Genomic DNA, 17,690 nt, shown 5'->3' on the forward strand with positions numbered 1-17,690 from the left:
TTGCCACCCCGTGCGGGATCGCCCGTTACACCGCTGCAAGGCCATAGAATTGTATCGCCGTACCGCCCAGAACCTGCGCCCGCTCGTTCGGCGTCAGCCCCGACAGCAGCATGCCGGTGGCGCTGACCCAGCCATCGTACGCGCCAACCATTTCCAGCACCGGCCAGTCGCTGCCCCACATCACGCGGTCGGGTCCGAATACCTGCAATACATGGTCGGCAACGGGTCGCAGCCTTTCGGCGGACCAGTCCTGCCCGGCCTCGTTTGCCAGCCCGGACAGTTTGCACATCACCTGTGGCAGGGCCGCCAGCCGCGCCATGTCGGCCCGCCAGCCATCGCCGGGATCGACCCCGCCCGCGATCAGTGGCTTGGCGCAATGGTTGATGACAAGTGGCAGTTCCGGGATGCCCTCAGCCACCTGCGCCAAAATCCGCAGATGCCGGGGCTGAACCAGTGTATCCAGCCGCAGGCCCCGCTCGGCGACGGCTCGCAGCCCTTGCACGACGGCGGGTCGCGCGATCCAGTCGGTGTCGTCGATATCCTGCAGCATCGGCCGGACGCCCTTCAGCTTTGGATCGCTCGCCAGATCCTCCAGCCGGTTTGCCACGTCTGCGGACTCCAGATCGACCCAGCCGACGACGCCCCGGACGAAGGGCGCATCCTTCGCCAGCGCCAGAAGAAACCGTGTCTCGGCTTCTGTTGCGGCAGCCTGAACAGCCACGGTGCCGTCGATGCCATGGCGCACCAGCAGAGGCAAAATATCTTCGGGCAGAATATCCCGACGGATCGGCGCGACGCTGTCGTCCATCCAGTGATAATCGCCCCGTTCGACCCGCCAGAAATGCTGATGTGCGTCGATCCGATCCATAGTCCTGCCCCGATGATGCTTGACGGATCCTGTATGGGCCGATCACAAGCGAAAGTTCCAGTCCGAGGAGGGGTCATGACCCAGACACCCATCCTGCAATTCGGGACCAGCCGGTTCCTACAGGCCCACGCGGACCTTTTCGTGTCCGAAGCGCGAACGGCGGGTCAGGACGTCGGCCCGATCGCCATCGTTCAATCCAGCGGTGACCCTGCGCGCGCCAACCGTCTTGCCGCATTGACGCAAGGCTATGACGTTCGGATCGAAGGGCTGGAAAGCGGTCTCCCTATGCAACGTATCGCGCGGGTCACCAGCATCGCGCGCACTTTGTCGACGGCCAGCGATTGGCCCGAGGTCACGCGCGTGTTCGTCGACGAAGCGCGGATCGTTCTGTCGAATACCGGTGACGACGGTTTTGCCCCGCGTCCCGGCGACACCGATGAAACCACGCGAATCCAAAGCCTCTCCTATCCGGCCAAGCTGACACGGTTGTTGCGCGCCCGGTTCGATGTGGGCGGGGGGCCGCTCCAGATCATGCCGATGGAACTGGTAGCCGACAACGGCACCGTATTGCGCGACCGGGTTCTGGCCTTGGCGAAAGACCGTACCTTCCGCGACTGGCTGAGCGTCCGCGTGATCTGGGTGAATTCACTGGTCGACCGCATCGTCTCGCAACCGCTGGAACCGGCGGGCGCGGTCACGGAGCCCTATGCGCTCTGGGCGATCGAGGATCAGCCGGACCTGATTTCGCCCTGCGACCACCCCTCCGTCCGAATCTTGCCCGACCTGAAGGACGTCCAAGCGCTGAAATTGTTCATCCTGAACCTGGCGCACACCTGGATGGCCGATCAGTGGTTGCAGGACCCGGAGTTCACGCCCGATCTGGTCCGCCTGTTCGTCGCCCGGCGCGAGGCGACGTTGCGACGACTTTTTAAGAGCGAGGTGCTGCCGGCCTTCGATGCCGCAGGCATGGGCGATACCGCGCGTGCCTATGTCGAAACAACGATCCAGCGGTTCGCCAACCCCTTTCTGGATCATCGGATCGAGGATATTGCCGGAAATCATGCACAAAAAGTCGACCGCCGTATCGGTGCATTCCTGACCTGGGCGCAGGCGAAGGGGGATGTTACGCCCAAACCCATCCTGTCGCGCATCGCGAAACGGGTTCGGGCGGCAGGCGCATCCTGGACAGAGGCCCCGTAATTTCGTGTTTCAGGGCGGTGCAGGACAGGAGCCGGGCCTAACGCCGCATCGCAACCGTTCCCAACCCTGCGACTACCAGAACGGCCAGACCGGCAAGGGCGAGGCGGTCGGGAAAGGTGCCGAAGACTGCAAGGCCCAGCACAGTGGCCGAGATCAGCTGGAAATACACGAAAGGTGCCAGAACCGTCGCCCCCGTCCGCCGGTACGCAATCACCAGCAGCAGGTTACCCGACGCCGATGCAACCCCCGACAGAAGCGTCAACCAGAGGATCGGGGCGGTCAGGGCCGGCACATCGACCAGGCCGGGCGGGGTCAGCAGGACCGTTCCCAACACCGTCTGCGACAGCATCATCTGGCGCGGTGGCGCAAGATGCACCAACCACCGCGAGGCGGTCAAAAAAGCACCGTAGAAAAGCCCCGCCAACAGCGCGAACCCCAGGCCTGGCGTCATGCCGAACCCCGGTTGCACCACCAGCAATACGCCGCAGAATCCCAACGCCAAGAACACGGATTGCAGCCGCGTGACCCGTTCACCCAGCAGTCGGACCGACAGGACATAGCTGAAGATCGGACCGACGAAGAACGCGCCGAATACGGTTGCGATATCCTCGGTCCGAAGCGCGGTCAGTATGCTGGCGATCCCTGCCGCGATCAGCCCTGCGCGCAGCCAGACGCGCCAGTCGCGATACAGCGTCCATTGCACCCGGCCACCCAAAATCAGCGCAATCATCATCGCCCCGACGGCAAAGCGGCTGAAGGCCACGAAGAACGCCGAGACGCCGTGCTCGCCGGTCAACAGCTTGCCCGCCGTATCCCCCAGCGGAATCAGCGACATGGCGACAAACATCAGCGCCACTGATCCAAGCGTCTCGCGGTTCATGGGGCGTCGCTATCATCTGGCCCGGATGCTGCCCAGTGTGCGATCCGCACTTCACAACCCCCCAATCCCCATGCATCAATAATTTAACTTGGGAGATGAGGTGATCGGGATGCAAAGACGGTTCTTTCTGACGGGTGCGCTGACGACCGTGGCGCTTCCGGCCTGTGCGAATGCGCCGGATTACTCTTCGCGCCCGGCTGCCAGACCGGCGGATGCCCTGATCCGGTCCGCTCCCGGTGCCGACCGTCTGGTCGAGGAGGCGGGGCTGGGCGGCAAGGTCGGATTCGTCCTGTCCGATGCAAACTCGGGTGAGGTCCTGGAAACCTACAATCCGCTGCGTCCGTTACCGCCCGCGTCCGTTGCCAAGGCAGCGACCTCCCTTTACGCGCTCGAGACGCTGGGCGCAGGGTTCCGGTTCGAGACGCGGCTGATCGCGACCGGTCCGATCAGAAACGGTCGGCTGAACGGCGATCTGGTTCTGGTGGGCGGTGGCGACCCGTCGCTCGATAGCGACGGGCTGTATGACCTGGCCGCGCAGGCGAAGGCTGCTGGCGTGCGTGAAGTGACCGGCAGACTTCTGGTTGACAGCTCGGCCCTGCCGTCCATCGACCGCATCGACCGGACCCAGTCCGATACGGTCGGCTATAACCCCGCGATCGGCGGTCTGAACCTCAATTTCAACCGGGTACATTTTTCGTGGACCCGCACGGGCAACTCCTACACCACCGCGATGGCCGGACGGACCGAGCGATTCCGCCCCGCCGTTAACACGTCGACCATGCGCGTCGTGGACCGGTCGCTGCCGGTCTATACCTATGACCGTGTGGGCGATGTAGATGTCTGGTCGGTTGCACGCGGGCAATTGGGCAATACAGGATCGCGCTGGCTGCCGGTCCGCAACCCCGACCTTTATGCCGGGGATGTGCTTCGCACGATGTTGCGCACGAACGGGATCGTCGTGCCCGCCGCGCAACGCGGTCGCGGGCAGGGCACGGTTATTGGCCTGACCCAAAGCGCGTCTCTGGATCGGATCGTGAACTCCCTGCTGCGATTCTCCACCAACCTCGTGGCTGAGGTTCTGGGCCTGACCGCCACCGCGCGCAATACGGGTCCGCCCCGCAACCTGGGCGCATCGGCGGATACGATGTCCAACTGGGTGATGCAGCGCACGAGGGCCCGCCGCCCGGATTTCGACGATCATTCGGGCTTGAACGGTACCACACGGATTTCTGCGTCCGACATGGTGCAACTGCTGACTGCGCCAGGCGCGCAGGCGCGGTTGCAGCCGTTGATGAAGGAGTTGACGCTGGATGGTCCGCCGCGTCAGCCGGTGCGGGCAAAGACAGGCTCCCTGAATTTCGTGTCGGGACTGGCCGGTTATTTCAATGCCCGGTCCGGCCGCCAACTGGCCTTTGCGACATTCTGCGCGGATATCGACCGCCGCGCTGGTCTGTCGATCGATCAGCGGGATCGTCCGGCGGGCGGGTCCGCCTGGAGCCGCCGGTCGCGGTCGCTGCAATTCGACCTGATCGAACGCTGGGCAATGGTTCACCAGTGACGGCATCGCGACCTGCAATCGTGCTTGTGCGACCGGAAATCGCGGGCAACACCGGATCGGTCGGGCGAACCTGCGTGGCGCTGGACCTGGATCTGTGCCTGATCCGCCCCTATGGATTCGAGATCACGGACCGCAATGTGCGTCGCGCGGGGCTGGATTACTGGAAACACGTTCGTCTGTATGAATACGACAGCTGGGACGACTTCCTGATCCGCCGTGCGCCGCGCCCGGAGGCCATGTTCCTGTTCGAGGAGTATGGCGCGCGCAGCTTTTATAACGTTGATTATACACCGGACTTCCATCTTGTCTTCGGACAGGAAACCCTCGGTCTGGGCAAGGCGGAGCTGTCCGGACATGAAGATCGTCTGGTCAAGCTGCCGATGCGGTCGCCGCACATCCGTTCGCTGAATCTGGCCAACGCCGCGACGGCGGCGTCATATCAGGCATTGCGCGGCATCTTGTGAGTGCCGCGCGCGCTCAATAGGGTTTCGGGATGGATCAGAACGCTCTCCAGGAAGAAGTCGCCAGCCTGCGCCGTGAGTTGGCCCGCCTGAATCGTCACCGCTTCATTCAGATTCACAACTCGGTGCCGCGGCTGATCCTGTTTCAACTTTATCGCGGTCTGGCGTTCGGCCTGGGTTCGGTTCTGGGGGCCACAGTGGTGCTGTCGGTGCTGGTCTGGTCGCTGGCCCAGATCAATTTCATACCGGTCATAGGTGATTGGGCGACGCAGGTTCTGGACGTCATCCAGCCCAATCTCGACGTGGATGTGGAGGTTCAGGATAAACCCGATCAACCCTGAGATTTCAGGGGTGATCCACGGGTGACCCGCGTCGGATATGGGTCACCCGTATCGGATCGCACGAAAAGAGAGAATGGGGCGCGAAACGGTGCGAAGCTGCGCGGAGTTGGGCGCGGGACATACAGGGAGAGATCACATGGAAGAGTTTCTGCAGGGCCTCGGCACAGTCGTCTTCGTGCTGCTGGCGCTTATCGGCCTCGTCGTCGGCGCGGTCGCGGGCAAGCTGACGGGCCGGAGCGTGGCGCTCTACGCCCTGATCGGCGCGCTCGCCGCGATTGCGACGCCGTTCCTGCTGGCGGCGCTGGGCATCACGGTATTGGCGGCGGGCGGTGTGCTGCTGGTGGTGATCGTGGGGGCCATCGGCGCGGCAGTCGTCGTGGGTTTGGTGCGGGCGGTTAGTGGCCGAAAGTAAGGGACAGACTTTGTACAGGTAGAGCGAGGCTGGCACTTGGTTGATCTGAGTACCAGCCTTCGGAAAGCCAGGTTTCCGGATATCAACCAGACAGGAAATAGTCTGATCCGTTGCCCGCAGTCCCATGAGCTGCCGCGACCGGCATAAGGGTGATTACCGCTTCTTTCGCCGCTGCACATTCCCGCCCCTCTGTCCCGGACGCCCGGCCGTTGACCGGCCTTCGGCCTTGCGCGCGTCTTCGACGGCCTGTTCCACCGCCGATTGCCGCGTCAGCGGATCGTTCGAGACCATCAGGTCCACCGTTTCCAGCCGCTTGACCTCGTCTCGCAGACGCGCGGCCTCCTCGAACTCCAGATTCTCGGCGGCCTTGCGCATCTGGTCGCGCAACCCGTCGAGATGGGCCATCAGGTTCGCGCCCGCCAGCGGCTTTTCGATCCTGGCGGTGACCCGGTTCATGTCGACGTCGCCCTGATAGAGACCGGCCAGAATATCCTCGACGTTCTTCTTCACGGTTTCGGGCGTGATGCCGTGTTCCACGTTATAAGCCATTTGCCGGGCCCGGCGGCGGTTGGTTTCGCCTATGGCGCGCTCCATCGACCCTGTCACGCGGTCGGCATACATGATGACGCGACCCTTTTCGTTGCGTGCGGCGCGCCCGACGGTCTGCACCAGCGACGTCTCGGAGCGCAGGAAGCCCTCCTTGTCGGCGTCGAGGATGGCGACGAGGCCACATTCGGGGATATCCAGCCCCTCGCGCAGCAGGTTGATGCCGATCAGCACGTCGAAGGCCCCCAGCCGCAGGTCACGCAGGATTTCGATGCGTTCCAGCGTGTCGATATCGGAGTGCATGTAGCGGACCTTGATGCCCTGTTCGTGCAGGTATTCGGTCAGATCCTCGGCCATGCGCTTGGTCAGCGTGGTGACCAGCGTGCGCATTCCGTCGGCGGTCACAAGACGAATTTCGTCCAGCAGATCGTCGACCTGCGTGCCAACCGGGCGGATTTCGATTTCCGGGTCCAGAAGGCCGGTGGGACGGATCACCTGTTCGGTGAAGACGCCGCCGGTCTGCTCCAGCTCCCATGCCGCCGGGGTGGCGGAGACGAAGACGGATTGCGGACGCATGGCGTCCCATTCCTCGAACTTCAGCGGGCGGTTGTCCATGCAGGACGGCAGGCGGAACCCGTGTTCGGCCAGCGTCATCTTGCGCCGGAAGTCACCTCGATACATGCCGCCGATCTGCGGCACGGAGACGTGGCTCTCGTCGGCGAAGACGATGGCGTTGTCGGGGATGTATTCGAACAGCGTGGGGGGCGGCTCGCCCGGGGCGCGGCCGGTCAGATAGCGGGAATAGTTCTCGATCCCGTTGCAGACGCCCGTCGCCTCAAGCATTTCGAGATCGAAGTTGGTGCGTTGTTCAAGCCGTTGAGATTCAAGCAACTTGCCATCATCCACCAGTTGTTTCAGGCGAACGTGTAATTCCTGTTTGATGCCCTTGATGGCCTGCTGCATCGTCGGACGCGGCGTGACGTAATGGCTGTTGGCGTATATGCGGATCTTGTCGAACGTGCCGGTCTTTTCGCCGGTCAGCGGATCGAATTCGGTGATCGACTCCAGCTCGTTGCCGAAGAATGACAACCGCCAGGCCCTGTCGTCGAGGTGGGCGGGCCAGACCTCGACCGAGTCGCCGCGCACGCGGAAGCTGCCGCGCGCGAAGGCCACGTCGTTGCGGCGGTATTGCTGCGCCACCAGGTCGGCCATGACCTTGCGCTGATCGTAATCGTTGCCGGCAATCAGGTCTTGCGTCATGGCACCGTAGGTTTCGACCGACCCGATGCCGTAAATGCACGAGACCGAGGCGACGATGATCACGTCGTCGCGTTCCAGAAGCGCGCGGGTGGCCGAGTGGCGCATCCGGTCGATCTGTTCGTTGATCTGCGATTCCTTCTCGATGAATGTGTCGGAGCGGGCGACGTAGGCTTCGGGCTGATAATAGTCGTAGTAGCTGACGAAGTATTCGACCGCATTGTCGGGGAAGAACCCCTTGAACTCGCCGTAGAGCTGCGCCGCGAGGGTCTTGTTGGGGGCGAGGATGATCGCGGGGCGCTGCGTCTCTTCGATGATCTTGGCCATGGTGAAGGTCTTGCCGGTGCCGGTCGCGCCCAGCAGAACCTGATCGCGCTCGCCCTCGTTCACACCACCGACCAGCTCCGCGATGGCGGTCGGCTGATCGCCCGCAGGCTTGAACGTGGTGGCCATGCGAAAGATGCGCCCGCCCTCCAGCTTGGGTCGGGCGGCAGGTGCGCGGGAGGTCATCGGCACATCAATGTCCGGCCTGTCGGGCAGGGTCAGGATTTCGCCCTTGGGGCGGTTGGTATTGTTGTGGGCCATGCGTGCCTCTGGAGCGTCGGACAATACCAGTATCTATTGCGCATCCCGCCTGTCGCAAGGCTGCCGGCGCATGCTCCTGACATGGGCGGCCTCTGATGATCTCTTGCATGACCGGCTCGCAGGCGGCTATTCCGGTTCACGACCTTCAAATCGCGACCGACCTACGCCGGAGATTTCCCATGCGCGCACGCATCTACAAGCCCGCCCGGACTGCCATGTCGTCGGGCACGGCCAATACGCATGAATGGCTGCTGGAATTCGTCAACGAGACCCCGCGCGAAATCGACCCGCTGACCGGCTGGACCGGATCGCGCGACATGCAGGCTCAGGTCACGCTGAGGTTCGAGACGCAGAAGGAGGCCGAGGAATATGCCCGTGACCGGGGCATCGAATATACCGTCCTGCGTCCGCACAGCCGCCGCGCCAACCTGCGTGCAGGTGGCTATGGCGAAAATTTCGCCACCAACCGGCGTGGCGTCTGGACGCATTGATAGGGTATCGATCTTTACTCGGATGAGAAATCCGGGCAGTCATCGCAGTGTCAGGTCGCCCGGTCGAACTTCTCGGTATCGGAAGGGCGCGTCCCTGCGGGCCCATAGCTCAGCTGGATAGAGCAGCCGACTTCTAATCGGCAGGTCGAGGGTTCGAATCCTTCTGGGCCCGCCACCTGACCTGTCGAAGGGTTCAGGCGCCATACGGTGCGCATGGCACGGGACCGAGGGACGACCTGTCGGAAAGCGTCGGCTGAACCTGATCTTGGCACGTTACGACACGCCAGGGGACCATGCGCCTTATGGCGTTCGGCAAGTCTTTCTATTGCGTTAACCGGTCAAGAGGTGCCTTCAACGTCCAGCGAAAGCCCTCCGTCGCGTATTCGCGGCTTGTCTGTCCCGATGTTACGCCTTCAAGGAGAGGGCCGGTTACCTGATAACCAAAACCCTTGCGCGTCGGTACAATGACCGGCGGGCCGTCTGTTTCTATCCATGACATTTCCAACATCGGACTTGGCATATCATTGATCTTCCAGGACAATGTAACTGCGCCAGCTTCTTTTGATAGCGCACCGTATTTGGCGGCATTGGTGACCAGCTCGAATATCGCCATGCCAATGGCCTGTGTCACCGATTTGCTGAGGTGAACAGCCGGGCCGCTGATTACAACCTGAGGGTCCTCCGGGTCTATCAGGTGCGCAAACTGAGCATGCGCAAGCGATTCCAAGTCTACATTACTCCCCTTACTGCTGATCAACATATCCTGGTTCGAGGTAAGACTGGCTATACGGTTGTTAAATGCAGAAAAGAAATCTGCACCCTTGTAGAGACGCCACGTCTGTCGTGCGATTACCTGAACGACCGATAGTAAATTCTTCGATCTGTGGTTGATTTCCTCTAACAAGACTTGGATTTTGGCTTCGGATGCCTTTCGTGCGCTGATGTCACTGAAGATCGCCACGAAGCCTGAATATTCCTGCGTTTTGTCATTTATGGCAGCGATGCTTTTTTCGACATGAAGCAGACGGCCATCCTTGTGAAGCTGCACAGCCTCACTTCTCAGGGTTTCTCCAGTGGCGATGTGCAAAAGATCGTCTGCCATCGTTTCCTGGTCTTCCGGTGTAACCAAAAGTGAATCGAACCGTTCCCCAATCGCTTCGGCTTCGGTGTAACCGAACAGATCCTCCGCAGCGGGATTCCAAGCGTGAATGATCAGGTCCCTATCGACCGACACGATGGCTTGAGGCGATGATCGTACCAGGCTTCGGAATTCGTCGCTTTCACGCCGCTTTGCTACAAGTTCCCGCTCGAATGAGCGGCGTTGTTCATTCTTAAAAACGCAAAAATGCGCATTTATCATGCGCCCGTTGATCAATGTTGCACGGCCATTCATAAAAACGCCAAACCGCGTACCATCGCTACGTTCAATATCTATGGAAATTTCTGCAAAATGGCCATTCATGAGCAGAAGAGGGCGGAGATGGGTTTCGAAATAAATACGACCCGCCCGCGACAGGACATCGACAAAACGAAGGCTTTGGCACTGATCGGATGGGTCTATCCCCAACCACTCCCTTAGCGTAGCGTTGGTGAGTTCTATTTGGCCAGTTTCATTCATGACAACAAGCCCGCAGGGCCATAGGTCCGGGTCGATTCCGAAGGCAATCGCCTCGGTCATGAAACGACCCGCGGACGAACAAACTCCACCAACGCTTCTGTTGTGGCTTCGGGGTAGCTGACGTGCGGACAATGGCCGGTCGCGTCCAAAATCACATGGTCGGCATTCTGCATATTGTCCATTAACCATGTCCAGACGGTGGGAGGCACCAGGGCATCGTCCCGGCACTGTAACACCAGCGTAGGCTGCGTTATCATCTTCACGTCCTCACGGTGGTCGAACAAGAACGTGACTTTTGCAAAATGCCGGGCAATGTCGGGATCTGTTTGACAGAAACTTTCAGTCAATTCTTCGCCAAGCGCCGGGCGATCGGGAACGCCCATGATCAGCGGTGCCATATCGCGTGCCCAACCCAGATAATTTACATCGAGGATATCCAGCAGACCAAGAAGATCTTGCTTCTCAAACCCGCCAACATAGTCCCCGTCGTTGGCATAGCTGGGCGACGGGCAGATCATAACGAGCCGGTCGATAAGGTCAGGGCGGCGTTTGGCGGCCAGCCCGATCGTCATCGCGCTGACAGAATGGCCGACCGCGATCACGTCCTTCAGACGGAGTTCGTCAAGGATTGCGACAAGGTCATCCACATGTCCGTCCAGGGAGGCGTAACGAACAGGGTCATAATGTTCCGTCGCGGATTTCCCATAGCCCATCAAATCATAGGTGATGACGCGAAAATCATTCTCGAATGCGGGGGCCACCTTGCACCACATGCCGCTGTCGCAGCCATAACCATGCAGGAAAACGATAGTTTTTTCGCCTGATCCGGTAATTTTGACAGCACAATGCTCGACTGCAGTCATCATGTTCTCCAAAAAACGCGATTAATGTTGGTTACCATACCCCCGAAGCAAATGAAACGAAGCACAAAGGCTGAGATGACTATCAAGTTACGGAAATAAAGTGCGAAAACCAGTCATCTGGGGGAAACGGATTGCTACACCGACACTGCGGAAATTTTCAGGGAGGCTATGCGAGTGGCGATACCTATGTGCATGTGCGGGCAGTGCAGGCCGGGTTCGGTCGGGCCACCCATCCCGTCCTGGTTTGCCCAGGCTTTGTCTGAACACGTTTCGTGCGGGATCGTGAATGGGTATTGCGGACTGGAACTCCGCGGAGGGGGTCGTCCAGCCACTTCACTATCCATGCCCGTGTGCCGCCTTGAATCTCAACAGTGACCGACGCTTGGGCTGCGCAAGAGACTTAAATTCCACCGCGTTTGTCGATAGGGATGGTTGAAAACCATTCCATTTTATCGCTTGAACGGGTTTTTTCCGCCCATGATTTGCAAAAGGAAAGCACCCGAAGTCGTGATCAACAGGAAACCCTGGAAGGCTCCCATTGCCGTCATGAAACGAAGATGTCCGTTCGGGATAAGGTCGCCTCGTCCGAGAGTCGTGAAATTGACCAGTGAGAAATAGTAGTAATCCATGAAATTCAGGACTTTTCCCTCATCAGGTGGAGATGATGCAAGATCGCCGATCTGAAGGCTGTGCACGGCAAACCAGAATCCGCCTGCATACAACAATGCTTCGATTGAGTGAGCAATCGCGATCATCGTAACCGCTATGGCAACGCAGTGCGCGGGATGACGTGCAGGTTTCACGAACTTGGCTGCAAAGCGCAACGCGACATAGTGGACTGCGGTGCTGGCGGCGATCAGGACCGCCACCAGCACGATTGCCGTTATCATCATGATCCCAATACGGGCTGGCCGTTACGCCAAGGTGTAAAAATCGGCACTATGCAAAGGCCGCGACGGTCATCGCCACTGCCATGCCGACCATCATCAGATTCTCGGTCAGCGACACGAAGCCCAGAGGCACTTTGCTGTCACCGCCGACGCACGCGCACTTCAGTTCCCGCTTGTCGATGTAGACAGCCTTGAAAACCGATACCGCGCCGATGGTACCGATGAAAAGAGCACCGGGAACAGACAACCACGGCAGGATCATTGCCGTCATCAGAAGACCTGCAATCGTCTCGACGAAGGGATATACGTAGCCATAGCGGACCCATCGTTTCGCCAGAAGATCGTAGTTAAGGAACATCGTCGAAAAGCTTTCGATGTCCTTGAGTTTCTGGAGGCCCAGAAGCACCATCGAGATCGAGATGAACCAGCCCAATGTCTGCCAGGCGAAGATCGAGGGCAGTGCAACCCAGGCGAAAGCCAGAGCCAGCAGGGCCGCGACCGAGAACAACGCGATGACCGGCTGGTAGGTTGTGTCATCGGCATCCCGGACCGTCTTGCCGAAATGGACCTGAAGAGCTTCGTAGCCGCCGACCCGCTTCCCGTCGATGAAGGTCTGCGGCGTCGTCTTGACATCATGCTCGCGCATGAAGGCGTCGGTCTGCTCGCGCGAGGTGAGTTGGTGGTCCTCCACCTCGAAACCCTCGCGCTCAAGCAGATCCTTGGATTTGAGACCGTAGGGACAGGTGTGTTCGTCCATCGCCATCCTGTACAGGACAGCAGTCTTCGCCTGGGTATCCTTGGGCATTGAAGCTCTCCTCTCAGTTACAGGTCAGATATCCGTCGAAGCCAACCCGCAGTGCCGGTTCCGTCATGAGGTCGAAGATCAGGTCCGCACCTTCACCTTCGTCCGAATCCGGGGGCGTCAGGGTCATGCGGATGCCTTCGGCTTCCATCGTCGCGGCATCGCCTTCAAGCAGGATCAGCGATCCGGAAATCTTGGCCACGCCACGTCCGTCCGCGGTTGCAAAAATCGGATCGGCGTCAACGGCACGTTCGAAACGGCAGGTTGCATCGGTGCCCAAGGCGCGGGTGATTTCCTCTTCGGTCATGGGGTCCGGCCGGATACCGGCGATCACGGGAGTGGCCAGCGCTTCGGCGATTGTTTCGACCGGGGCTTCGGCATCGGATTTCCCGAGGAGAGCGTCTGCACCGGCTTCACCATTGCGATCGATATCCTCGATCATCCAGCGCATCTCGGAAATTTCCCGGTTCTGGGCGACCACGATCTCCTCGGCCAGTTTGGCCACGCGGGGATCGGTGATTTCGGCCCGGCGCGAAGTCAGGATTGCGATGGAGTGGTGCGGGATCATCGCCTTCATCCAGGCCTGATCTCCGATCGTGTCCTGGCTGCGGAACAGGTACAATGCGCCTGCGAAGACTATGGCGCTGCCCCCGAAGATGGCGAGATTGATCATCTTGTCGGAATACATGCTCAGCATGAAAAGCAACATGATCACCGCCATCATCGCCCCCATATAGAGAGCCATGTAAACGCGGCTTTCGCTGTAATAAAGGTGCTCCCAGGCATAGGAATTTGCGTACATCAGACCGTACATCACGATCGTGGATGTGACGATCATGCCTAAAAAGCGCCAATATGACATGGTATTCTCCTCTGATTACCACATCAAACAACCTTCCAGTGCAGGATAGTTCCCTCAGGGTTCCAAAGATTTTATGATCGGGCAATCCGGTCTGCTGTCGCCACGGCAATGCTCGATAAGTTCAGCCAGCGTTGCACGCATGGCAAGCAGTCCCGCGATCTTGGTGTCGATTTCGGACAGATGCCCATTGGCGATGCGTTTTACCTCTGCCGAAGTGCGGGCCTCGTCTTCCCACAGTGCCAGAAGCGCTCTGCAATCGTCGATCCCGAAACCCAATGCCCGCGCTTTCCCAAGGAACGTCAGCTTGTGCACGTCACTATCTTGGAACGACCTGTAGCCGTTGTCTTCGCGCAGGGGTCGGACAAGCCCGATCTCTTCGTAATAGCGGATCGTCTTTGGCGGTACGCCGGACCGCTCTGCCGCAGCCGAAATATTCATGCCGGAACCTCCATGGGCATTGCCGCAGGCGTGGGGTCTGCGGCGGGTGTCGCGGCCCGGCGCAACCGCAGCGCATTGGTCAGAACGAAGACCGACGACAGCGCCATTGCCCCCGCCGCCAGCATTGGCGACAGCAGGGTGCCCGTGAAGGGATAGAGCACGCCTGCCGCTACGGGGATCAGCGCTACGTTGTAGGCAAAGGCCCAGAACAGGTTCTGACGGATGTTCCGGATGGTTGCCTTGCTGATGGCCAACGCACGGACGACGGCATCCAGCTCGCCGGCCATCAATACCACGTCCGCCGCCTCGATGGCGACATCGGTGCCGGTGCCGATGGCGATGCCGACATCGGCTTCGGCCAGCGCCGGCGCATCGTTGATGCCATCCCCGACGAAGGCGATTGCGCCGTGGTCGGCGCGCAGCTGATGCAGTGCATCGACTTTGCCTGCGGGCATCACTTCGGCCACGACGTGATCAATGCCCAGTCGATCGGCAACGGCACGTGCGGTGGTCGCCGCGTCGCCCGTGATCATCGCGACCTCCAGCCCCAGATCGTGAAACGCACGGATCGCGGCGGGGGTCGAAGCCTTGACCGGATCATCGACGCCGATCGCAGCCGCCACTGCCCCGTCGACGGCGAGCCACAGCGGTGTGCGGCCTTCGCTGGCAATACGATCAGCCTCGGCACGTAGGGGGGCGGGGTCGATGCCGCGCTGCACCAGGAACCGTTCGGCCCCGATCAGCACGGCGCGGCCTTCGACCGTGGCGGTGACGCCAAGGCCGGTGTGGCTCTCGAAGTCCTGCGCTTCGGGCACGTCCAGTCCGTCCTCCTCGGCGGCGCGCAGGATGGCACGGGCGATCGGGTGTTCCGACTTCGTCTCGACTGCCGCTGCAAAAGCCAGGGCAGTGGCGCGGTCATGGCCGGTCGCAACGGACAGCGCCGTCAGTGCGGGGCGCCCTGCAGTGAGCGTTCCGGTCTTGTCCAGTGCCACCACCTTCGCACCCTGCAACGCCTGCAATGCGTCGCCCTTGCGGAACAGCACACCCAACTCTGCCGCCCGTCCCGTGCCAACCATGATCGAAGTCGGAGTGGCCAGACCCATCGCACAGGGGCAGGCGATGATCAGGACCGAAACGCCTGCCACCAGTGCCAGCGCCGGATCGACCAGCAGCCACACCGCGACCGTCAGCGCCGCCAATACCATGACCACGGGGACGAAGACGCTCGTCACCCGGTCGACCATCGCCTGAATCGGCAGTTTCGCGCCCTGCGCCGCCTCGACCATGCGGATGATCTGCGACAGGACTGTATCTTCGCCCACCGCTCCGGCCCGCATCGTCAGCGCGCCCGCGCCATTGACCGTGCCGCCGGTCAGCGTGTCGCCCGCGACCTTGCGCACGGCGTCCGGTTCACCCGTCACCATGCTTTCATCGACCCATGACGCGCCATCGGTCACGGTGCCATCCACCGGCAGTCGCTCGCCCGGCCGGACCTCGACCAGATCACCGCTCACCACCTCAACGAGGGGAACCTCAATGACTGCTCCGTCGCGGATTACTTGCGCGGTGGCGGGTCGCAGCCCGACCAGCCGGGCAATGGCGGCGCCGGTACGGCCCCGCGCCCGTGCTTCCAGCCAGCGACCCAGCAGGATCAGCGTGGTGATGACCGCAGCCGCTTCGAAATAGATGGCGCGCGTGCCTTCGGGGAAAATTCCGGGTATGAGAAGTGCCACAGTCGAATATGCCCAGGCCGCAAACGTCCCGATCGCCACGAGGCTGTTCATTTCGGGCGCACCACGCAACAGCGCGGGGATGCCCTTGGTGAAAAAGCTGCGTCCCGGCCAGGCAAGGATCACTGTTGTCACCACGAACTGGAACCACCAGGACGTCATGCGTCCGACGGCACCTTCGAACGCGTCGCGGAAACCGGGAATGAAGTGGCCGCCCATTTCGATCACGAAGACCGGAAGGGTCAGGATTGCGGCGATGACCAGCCGCTTGAGCAACTCTCCCGCGATATCGTCATGGCTGCGACCGCTCTGTGTGCTGTCGCCATGCGGACTGGCGTCATAGCCGGCCTCGGTCGATGCGCGGGCCAGTTCGGCAGGTGTCGCCGTGCCTGCAAGCGTTGTGACAATTGCGCGCCCCGTCCCGAAATTCGCCTCGGCCCCGGTCACGCCGGGAACCGCTTTCAGGGCCTTCTCCACGCGACCCACGCAGGACGCACAGGACATGCCGGAAACATCCAGCGTGATGGTATCCGTCGTCGCCGGATAGCCCGCCCGCTCCAGCGCGGCGGCAAGTTCGGTCATCTCCGGTGCCCCGTCGACCGTAGCGCGCCCAGTCGCAAGGTTGACCTGCGCACTCGTCACGCCCGGCACGCTGGCAAGCGCTTTCTCGGCGCGTCCGACGCAGGACGCACAGGACAGCCCCTCGATTTCGAAAGTCTGGGTCATCGTCGTCTCCGGATTCGATTCATTCCCCCTAATGAAGGTTCCCAAGACTGGAAGGTCAAGGGACTTCGAAAATATTCTGGCCCGGCTTGACCTTCCAGCGGGGGAACATCCCACTTACACCGGACGCAAGCCCGAGGAGATTTCCATGCGCCTGAATGTCGAGAACATGACCTGCGGTCACTGCCGCGCCTCTGTCGAAAAAGCCATCGCGTCCGTCGATCCCGCCGCCAGCGTCACTGTCGACCTGCCGGGCCGGACCGTGGATATCGAAAGCGAAGCCGATGCCGAGACCCTGATGGGTGCCATCCGCGCGGAAGGCTACGAGGTGCGCGCCGCCTAACCGCCTGAGCGCGCGGCCTGTGCCGCGCGCACACGTTCCGGCCAGGTGGATTTGATATAGCCCAGCACGTCACGGATTTCTGCGTCCGTCAGGATATCCGCAAATGCGGGCATGCCGCTGTTCGCATTCTCCAAGCCGAGTGCAGCCATCGCCGCATCTCCGCCAAGCTTGGTATAGTTGAACAGCGTCGCATCGTCGTGATGCCAGGTATGTCCGGATTCGTCATGCGGCGGGGGCGGATACTTGCCGTTGGGTCCGGGCGACCGCCAATCCGGGGCACCTTCGAGGTTTGCGCCGTGGCAAGAGGCACATTGCGCAGTATAAATCGCTTCTCCCGCGGCAACGTCCACCGTAGCGTCCAGAGGCGCCAGATTTTCACGCAAACCGGTTATGTTTGTCGTGCCGGGCCAGAGTGCGATCACTGCGCCGCCCAGTCCTGCCAGCACGACGACTCCGATTACGGTCAAGGTCGCGACCTTCATGCGGAAATTCCGGATGAAACCGTGATTTCCGGACGCTTCCCTTCCGGCTGCTTCGGTGCGGATTTCGCAGAAAGCTGCGCGGTCAGGGACCTTGGACTGGTGGATTTCAAGTGGACTTCCTCCGGGGGCGTATCGAGACGGGCCGTATGCTGGACTTCCTGCGCGGGAGGGCAAGCGACCGGTTGTCGCACCGACGTGACCAATATTCCCATGGTGGTGCAAGGGCGAAACTGCTGAAGCCACGTGCAGTCCAGACGGATTACCCGATACCAGGTTTCGGTATGCGCCGTATTAGGCATATCCGAAAAAGCGACCGGATTTCAGTCCGGCCGCCTGTTTT

The 17,690-nt window shown here is 61.1% G+C and carries 18 protein-coding genes and 1 tRNA gene; 8 read left to right on the forward strand and 11 right to left on the reverse strand.

All coding sequences use genetic code 11. The features are described 5' to 3' along the window. Positions 1-25: 25 nt before the first annotated feature. Entirely contained in the window at positions 26-868 is an 843-nt protein-coding gene (locus BMY38_RS03160; RefSeq protein ID WP_092759682.1) for an amidohydrolase family protein, read from the reverse strand. Positions 869-943: 75 nt separating this feature from the next. Here BMY38_RS03160 and BMY38_RS03165 point away from each other — a divergent pair, with 75 nt between their 5' ends. Continuing rightward, a complete protein-coding gene (locus BMY38_RS03165) occupies positions 944-2,068 on the forward strand; it encodes a mannitol dehydrogenase family protein (RefSeq protein WP_092759684.1) in 1,125 nt (374 codons plus the stop codon). A 37-nt stretch (positions 2,069-2,105) separates the two neighbouring features. Here the strand turns inward: BMY38_RS03165 and BMY38_RS03170 are convergent, their stop codons facing one another. Beyond that, positions 2,106-2,948 carry a DMT family transporter gene (locus tag BMY38_RS03170; RefSeq protein WP_092759686.1) on the reverse strand — a complete coding sequence of 281 codons (843 nt, stop codon included), beginning with the start codon at positions 2,946-2,948 and terminating at the stop codon, positions 2,106-2,108. A 109-nt stretch (positions 2,949-3,057) separates the two neighbouring features. Between BMY38_RS03170 and dacB the strand changes: the two genes are divergently transcribed. The 4 genes from dacB to BMY38_RS03190 all read left to right on the forward strand — a co-directional run bounded on the left by dacB (position 3,058) and on the right by BMY38_RS03190 (position 5,720). Further along, complete coding sequence (gene dacB, locus BMY38_RS03175) at positions 3,058-4,506, forward strand: D-alanyl-D-alanine carboxypeptidase/D-alanyl-D-alanine endopeptidase (RefSeq protein WP_092759688.1); 1,449 nt, start codon at positions 3,058-3,060, stop codon at positions 4,504-4,506. Beyond that, positions 4,503-4,970 carry a TrmH family RNA methyltransferase gene (locus BMY38_RS03180; protein WP_092759690.1) on the forward strand — a complete coding sequence of 156 codons (468 nt, stop codon included), beginning with the start codon at positions 4,503-4,505 and terminating at the stop codon, positions 4,968-4,970. The genes dacB and BMY38_RS03180 overlap by 4 nt, the downstream gene beginning before the upstream one ends. A gap of 29 nt (positions 4,971-4,999) precedes the next feature. Continuing rightward, on the forward strand, positions 5,000-5,308 hold the full coding sequence (locus BMY38_RS03185) for a DUF5665 domain-containing protein (RefSeq protein ID WP_092759692.1): 309 nt from the start codon (positions 5,000-5,002) through the stop codon (positions 5,306-5,308). 73 nt (positions 5,309-5,381) lie between these two features. Beyond that, positions 5,382-5,720 carry a GlsB/YeaQ/YmgE family stress response membrane protein gene (locus BMY38_RS03190; RefSeq protein ID WP_342707732.1) on the forward strand — a complete coding sequence of 113 codons (339 nt, stop codon included), beginning with the start codon at positions 5,382-5,384 and terminating at the stop codon, positions 5,718-5,720. A gap of 153 nt (positions 5,721-5,873) precedes the next feature. Here the strand turns inward: BMY38_RS03190 and uvrB are convergent, their stop codons facing one another. Then, positions 5,874-8,033 (reverse strand): excinuclease ABC subunit UvrB, encoded by a 2,160-nt coding sequence (gene uvrB / locus BMY38_RS03195; protein WP_092761137.1) that lies wholly within the window; start codon positions 8,031-8,033, stop codon positions 5,874-5,876. Between the two features lie 254 nt (positions 8,034-8,287). On the opposite strand from uvrB, the gene BMY38_RS03200 reads away from it, so the two are divergent. Both BMY38_RS03200 and BMY38_RS03205 read left to right on the forward strand, forming a co-directional pair. Beyond that, positions 8,288-8,599, forward strand: a complete 312-nt coding sequence (locus tag BMY38_RS03200; protein ID WP_092759696.1) for an ETC complex I subunit — start codon at positions 8,288-8,290, stop codon at positions 8,597-8,599. Between the two features lie 98 nt (positions 8,600-8,697). Further along, positions 8,698-8,774: transfer RNA gene (locus BMY38_RS03205), tRNA-Arg, on the forward strand. Positions 8,775-8,921: 147 nt separating this feature from the next. Here the strand turns inward: BMY38_RS03205 and BMY38_RS03210 are convergent. The 7 genes from BMY38_RS03210 to BMY38_RS03240 form a co-directional block, all read right to left on the reverse strand. Further along, the gene (locus BMY38_RS03210; RefSeq protein WP_092759698.1) at positions 8,922-10,277 is read right to left on the reverse strand and encodes a sensor histidine kinase; all 1,356 of its coding nucleotides are present in this window, start codon (positions 10,275-10,277) and stop codon (positions 8,922-8,924) included. Next, a complete protein-coding gene (locus tag BMY38_RS03215; protein ID WP_092761139.1) occupies positions 10,274-11,080 on the reverse strand; it encodes an alpha/beta fold hydrolase in 807 nt (268 codons plus the stop codon). Before BMY38_RS03215 ends, BMY38_RS03210 begins: the two co-directional genes overlap by 4 nt. A gap of 449 nt (positions 11,081-11,529) precedes the next feature. Beyond that, complete coding sequence (locus BMY38_RS03220; RefSeq protein WP_092761141.1) at positions 11,530-11,970, reverse strand: ion channel; 441 nt, start codon at positions 11,968-11,970, stop codon at positions 11,530-11,532. A gap of 49 nt (positions 11,971-12,019) precedes the next feature. Continuing rightward, entirely contained in the window at positions 12,020-12,775 is a 756-nt protein-coding gene (locus tag BMY38_RS03225; protein WP_092759700.1) for a glutaredoxin family protein, read from the reverse strand. Positions 12,776-12,788: 13 nt separating this feature from the next. Then, a complete protein-coding gene (locus BMY38_RS03230; RefSeq protein WP_092759702.1) occupies positions 12,789-13,634 on the reverse strand; it encodes a DUF6692 family protein in 846 nt (281 codons plus the stop codon). Positions 13,635-13,688: 54 nt separating this feature from the next. Beyond that, positions 13,689-14,072, reverse strand: a complete 384-nt coding sequence (gene cueR, locus BMY38_RS03235) for a Cu(I)-responsive transcriptional regulator (protein ID WP_092759704.1) — start codon at positions 14,070-14,072, stop codon at positions 13,689-13,691. Beyond that, positions 14,069-16,528 carry a heavy metal translocating P-type ATPase gene (locus BMY38_RS03240; RefSeq protein ID WP_092759706.1) on the reverse strand — a complete coding sequence of 820 codons (2,460 nt, stop codon included), beginning with the start codon at positions 16,526-16,528 and terminating at the stop codon, positions 14,069-14,071. The genes cueR and BMY38_RS03240 overlap by 4 nt, the downstream gene beginning before the upstream one ends. Before the next feature lie 145 nt (positions 16,529-16,673). On the opposite strand from BMY38_RS03240, the gene BMY38_RS03245 reads away from it, so the two are divergent. After that, entirely contained in the window at positions 16,674-16,868 is a 195-nt protein-coding gene (locus BMY38_RS03245; protein ID WP_092761143.1) for a heavy-metal-associated domain-containing protein, read from the forward strand. Here the strand turns inward: BMY38_RS03245 and BMY38_RS03250 are convergent. Next, the gene (locus BMY38_RS03250) at positions 16,865-17,350 is read right to left on the reverse strand and encodes a c-type cytochrome (protein ID WP_092759708.1); all 486 of its coding nucleotides are present in this window, start codon (positions 17,348-17,350) and stop codon (positions 16,865-16,867) included. The genes BMY38_RS03245 and BMY38_RS03250 overlap by 4 nt on opposite strands. Positions 17,351-17,690: the final 340 nt, after the last annotated feature.

It is taken from the genome of Jannaschia helgolandensis, from assembly GCF_900109285.1.
Classification (GTDB): Bacteria; Pseudomonadota; Alphaproteobacteria; order Rhodobacterales; family Rhodobacteraceae; genus Jannaschia; species Jannaschia helgolandensis.

Excerpts from the sequence above, each read along its gene's own strand:
- BMY38_RS03225 (WP_092759700.1), bottom strand. The coding sequence starts at position 12,775 with ATGCCCAAGGATACCCAGGCGAAGACTGCTGTCCTGTACAGGATGGCG.
- BMY38_RS03190 (WP_342707732.1), top strand. The coding sequence starts at position 5,382 with ATGGGGCGCGAAACGGTGCGAAGCTGCGCGGAGTTGGGCGCGGGACAT.
- cueR (WP_092759704.1), bottom strand. The coding sequence starts at position 14,072 with ATGAATATTTCGGCTGCGGCAGAGCGGTCCGGCGTACCGCCAAAGACG.
- BMY38_RS03230 (WP_092759702.1), bottom strand. The coding sequence starts at position 13,634 with ATGTCATATTGGCGCTTTTTAGGCATGATCGTCACATCCACGATCGTG.
- BMY38_RS03185 (WP_092759692.1), top strand. The coding sequence starts at position 5,000 with ATGGATCAGAACGCTCTCCAGGAAGAAGTCGCCAGCCTGCGCCGTGAG.
- BMY38_RS03165 (WP_092759684.1), top strand. The coding sequence starts at position 944 with ATGACCCAGACACCCATCCTGCAATTCGGGACCAGCCGGTTCCTACAG.
- BMY38_RS03220 (WP_092761141.1), bottom strand. The coding sequence starts at position 11,970 with ATGATAACGGCAATCGTGCTGGTGGCGGTCCTGATCGCCGCCAGCACC.
- BMY38_RS03170 (WP_092759686.1), bottom strand. The coding sequence starts at position 2,948 with ATGAACCGCGAGACGCTTGGATCAGTGGCGCTGATGTTTGTCGCCATG.
- BMY38_RS03210 (WP_092759698.1), bottom strand. The coding sequence starts at position 10,277 with ATGACCGAGGCGATTGCCTTCGGAATCGACCCGGACCTATGGCCCTGC.
- dacB (WP_092759688.1), top strand. The coding sequence starts at position 3,058 with ATGCAAAGACGGTTCTTTCTGACGGGTGCGCTGACGACCGTGGCGCTT.
- uvrB (WP_092761137.1), bottom strand. The coding sequence starts at position 8,033 with ATGACCTCCCGCGCACCTGCCGCCCGACCCAAGCTGGAGGGCGGGCGC.
- BMY38_RS03160 (WP_092759682.1), bottom strand. The coding sequence starts at position 868 with ATGGATCGGATCGACGCACATCAGCATTTCTGGCGGGTCGAACGGGGC.
- BMY38_RS03215 (WP_092761139.1), bottom strand. The coding sequence starts at position 11,080 with ATGACTGCAGTCGAGCATTGTGCTGTCAAAATTACCGGATCAGGCGAA.
- BMY38_RS03245 (WP_092761143.1), top strand. The coding sequence starts at position 16,674 with ATGCGCCTGAATGTCGAGAACATGACCTGCGGTCACTGCCGCGCCTCT.
- BMY38_RS03200 (WP_092759696.1), top strand. The coding sequence starts at position 8,288 with ATGCGCGCACGCATCTACAAGCCCGCCCGGACTGCCATGTCGTCGGGC.
- BMY38_RS03250 (WP_092759708.1), bottom strand. The coding sequence starts at position 17,350 with ATGAAGGTCGCGACCTTGACCGTAATCGGAGTCGTCGTGCTGGCAGGA.
- BMY38_RS03240 (WP_092759706.1), bottom strand. The coding sequence starts at position 16,528 with ATGACCCAGACTTTCGAAATCGAGGGGCTGTCCTGTGCGTCCTGCGTC.